The sequence below is a fragment of the Paracoccus thiocyanatus genome (assembly GCF_900156255.1).
Taxonomy (GTDB): Bacteria; Pseudomonadota; Alphaproteobacteria; order Rhodobacterales; family Rhodobacteraceae; genus Paracoccus; species Paracoccus thiocyanatus.
The window spans coordinates 1-3268 of the sequence record NZ_FTMK01000052.1; the positions used below are offsets into that span (position 1 = coordinate 1).

The following is a 3268-nucleotide window of genomic DNA, read 5'->3' on the forward strand; positions in this document are numbered from 1 at the left end:
AAACCTGCCTAAGAGCCGTCCCGTAGTCACACAAAGGCGAAATCCGCCTCAGAGAAATCAATCGCTTAGCGGTTTTGCTGTCGAACTTCGGGGGCAATGACGTGGGTTCCGGGGGGCTTCGCTTTGCTGCGCGCGGTCTCTTGGCTGCATTGCGGCGGGGTAGGGGTTAAACCGCGCATTTCAACTCAGGTAGGTTACGGCGGTTGCGCGCCCCCGCAACCATCTTTACTTGCGATGACCCCGCCCCTAAGGCGGGGTTTTTCGTTTGCGCGGAAATCGTAAGGATTCCAGCGAGATCGCCCTGGACGTCGATCTCCACCTTGCCATCCACCGGCGTCAGCACGATCTTGTCCACCAGTGAGCGCAGGATGTCTGCTGCCTCGATCCGCTTCTCTTCCTCTTCGTCCTGCAAGGCTTCGCACAGCTGCTGGACCCGCTTGCGGTATTGCAGCGCCATCGAGGGATGCAGAAGGGGAGGCGGTTCATCGGCCTCGGCCAGGAACAGAGCCAGCTCCTTCTTGCGGTGTTCGAGCAGGACCATCTTGGAGTTGATGGCGTCAGCCGCGCCGCCCTTGAGGATCAGGTTGAGCAGCGTGTCGAGTTCCCGGTCGATCTTCGCCATCTCGGCCTCGGCCGCGGCGATACCGGCGCGGCCTTCCATCCGCAGCCGGTTCATCTCCTGCGTAAACACCGCGCAGAAGTGAGCGAACAATTCGGGATCGACAAGTTTGGTGCGAAGCGCATTCAGCACGCGCGTCTCCAGCTCGTCTCGGCGGATGTTCACCCGGTTGGAGCAGGTGCCCTTGTTGCGGGCCGTCGAGCAGCCGATCAGGGTCGCCGAGATCGCGGAATAGCCGCCGCCGCAGCAGGCGCATTTGGTCAGGCCCGAGAACAGGTATTTCGGCCGGCGGCGGTGGTTCATCTTGCGGACGTCGGCGACGCCGCTCTCATCACGCTCGGTCCGGTTCTCGCCCTGCCTTGCCTTCACGGCGTTCCAGAGGTCGTCATCGAGGATGCGCAGCTCCGGCGCTTCCTGGATGACCCATTCGGATTCGGGGTTGGGCCGGGCCTGGCGCTTCCCGGTATCGGGGTCTTTGACGAAACGCTGGCGGTTCCAGACGATCTTGCCGACATACATCTCGTTGTTGAGGATGCCGTTGCCACGCTTCGGGTTGCCATTGATTGTGCTGAAACCCCAATCGCCACCGGACGGCGCGGGGATGCGGTCCCTGTTCAGGGCGAAGGCGATGGTCTTGGCCGACTTGCCGGCTGCGTAGTCGCGGAAGATGCGGCGGACGACCTCGGCCTGCACCGGGTTGATGGTGCGGTCGCCACGGACGGGCTCGCCGTTGGCATCGAACTTCTTCACCACGTCATAGCCGTAGGAATTGCCGCCGCCCGACTTGCCGGCCTCGACGCGGCCGCGTTGCCCGCGGCGCGTCTTGTCGGCCAGATCTTTTAGGAACAGGGCGTTCATCGTGCCCTTGAGGCCAACATGCAACTCGCTGATCTCGCCCTCGGACAGGGTGAACATCTTCACGTCCGCATAGCGCATGCGCTTGTAGATGCCGGCAATGTCCTCTTGATCCCGGCTGATCCGGTCGAGCGCCTCGGCCAGGATCATGTCGAACCGGCCTCGCCCGGAATCCATGATCACCGCCTGGATGCCGGGACGCTGGATCATGCTGGAGCCGGAAATGGCGTGATCGGAATATTCCTCGACCACCGTCCAGCCTTCCTTCTCCGCCCGCAGGCGGCACATGCGGAACTGGTCGGCGATGGACGCCTCGCGCTGATTGTCCGACGAATAGCGGCGTAGATCACGACTTTCACTGCACATCTCCTTTCGGCATCAGGAGGTGCGCTTCCCCCGTCGACGCGTCATCTTCACTTCCTCGGCGTAGCATTCCCGCGCTGCCTGCCGCGCCAGAAACTCGACGAGACGCAGAAGGCGCGGATCGGGATTGCCGCACGGGGTGAACGTCAGTTCCGGCTCGTCGATCATCAGGGATTCGAGCAGCACTTCGCGCTCTCGTCCTGACATCTTTGCTGTGTTTCCGGGAGCTCGCAAGGTCATACTTCGCAGCATCGCCACCTGAAGCCAGCCAAGCAACTGAAATCAAACCCGTAATTCTGGCGGTGGATGAGGCGTGATCGGCGTCTTCCGCGCGGTCTGGCGAAGCGTAGCGCATCACAGCATATGGAAAATACTGGCGGGAACGCGCAGTATTCTTCTGCACGAATGGCTTGTGGTGCGAGTCTCGCGGCATCGCTGACATCCCTTGTTTGCAAGGATAATATCGGCTATATATCAGGATATAGCATGGAGGCCAGCAATGAGCAATGCCGCACAGAAAAGAGCGATCGAGAACTACCGGGCGCGCCTGATGCAGCGTGGCTTCAAGCGCTTTGAGGTCTTGGCATTGGAATCCGACCGCGAACTGATCCGGTCGCTCGCCCGCCAACTGGCGGAGGAGGGACCGGAAGCGGATCAGGCGCGGGCTGCGGTCAAGGCAGCCCTCGTCGCGGGTGAGCCGCCAAAATCTGGCGGCATCCTGTCCGCGCTGCGCCGTTCGCCCCTTGTCGGCGCCGATCTCGATCTGTCGCGCCCGCGCGAGGAAGGGCGCCGGGTCGATCTGTGACGCGCTATCTCCTCGATACCAACATCATCAGCAACGTCGTCAAGCCGCATCCGTCGGAAGCGCTGTTGGCGTGGTGGGCGGAGCAGCGCGACGAAGACCTGTTTATTTCGGTGCTGACCATCGCCGAGATCCGGCGCGGCATTCTGGAGAAACCGCGCGGGAAAAAACGCGATGCTCTCGACGCTTGGTTCTCGGGACCGGAGGGGCCGCAGGAACTGTTCGCTGGCCGCATTCTCTCGTTCGATGACAAGGCGGGCCTGATCTGGGCGCGGTTGATGGCGGAAGGTAAGCTGGCGGGACGTCCGCGGAGCGCGCTCGATATGATCATTGCTGCTGTGGCGGGAGCAAACGACTGTGTGGTCGTCACAGATAACGAAAAGGATTTCAGGGGGCTTCAAATCGTCAACCCCTTGCGCCATGGAGCAGAAGGGGGAGAGATATGACACCAGCGGTGCCTGTGCCGATAGAATATCAGCTCATCGGCCCAACGGAGGGCGGCGGTGTTGGCGATCTGCTGATTGGCCTGGACCAGAAGCGACAGCACGAACCGCAGCAAATCGTGGGCGACCTGCTGAACGCCGAGATCAGCGAGAAACAAGCTCGCTCGATCAAATACCAGATGACCA

General features: G+C 61.8%; 4 protein-coding genes and 1 pseudogene. 3 read left to right on the forward strand and 2 right to left on the reverse strand.

The features are described 5' to 3' along the window. Window positions 1-166: 166 nt before the first annotated feature. Together F3H32_RS17525 and F3H32_RS17530 are read right to left on the reverse strand one after the other, a co-directional pair. Complete coding sequence (locus tag F3H32_RS17525) at window positions 167-1840, reverse strand: recombinase family protein (protein ID WP_149766932.1); 1674 nt, start codon at window positions 1838-1840, stop codon at window positions 167-169. A 12-nt stretch (window positions 1841-1852) separates the two neighbouring features. Next, a complete protein-coding gene (locus F3H32_RS17530) occupies window positions 1853-2044 on the reverse strand; it encodes a hypothetical protein (RefSeq protein WP_223191533.1) in 192 nt (63 codons plus the stop codon). A 292-nt stretch (window positions 2045-2336) separates the two neighbouring features. Here F3H32_RS17530 and F3H32_RS17535 point away from each other — a divergent pair, with 292 nt between their 5' ends. The 3 genes and pseudogenes from F3H32_RS17535 to F3H32_RS18220 all read left to right on the forward strand — a co-directional run. Then, on the forward strand, window positions 2337-2642 hold the full coding sequence (locus tag F3H32_RS17535; protein ID WP_149766933.1) for a hypothetical protein: 306 nt from the start codon (window positions 2337-2339) through the stop codon (window positions 2640-2642). Further along, entirely contained in the window at window positions 2639-3085 is a 447-nt protein-coding gene (locus F3H32_RS17540; RefSeq protein WP_149766934.1) for a type II toxin-antitoxin system VapC family toxin, read from the forward strand. Before F3H32_RS17535 ends, F3H32_RS17540 begins: the two co-directional genes overlap by 4 nt. An 89-nt stretch (window positions 3086-3174) precedes the next feature. Further along, window positions 3175-3268: pseudogene (locus F3H32_RS18220) on the forward strand (ATPase); the annotation flags it as partial.

What these genes read in the sequence shown, in the direction of transcription:
- F3H32_RS17525 (WP_149766932.1), bottom strand. Translation starts at nt 1,840, where the DNA reads ATGTGCAGTGAAAGTCGTGATCTACGCCGCTATTCGTCGGACAATCAG.
- F3H32_RS17530 (WP_223191533.1), bottom strand. Translation starts at nt 2,044, where the DNA reads ATGTCAGGACGAGAGCGCGAAGTGCTGCTCGAATCCCTGATGATCGAC.
- F3H32_RS17535 (WP_149766933.1), top strand. Translation starts at nt 2,337, where the DNA reads ATGAGCAATGCCGCACAGAAAAGAGCGATCGAGAACTACCGGGCGCGC.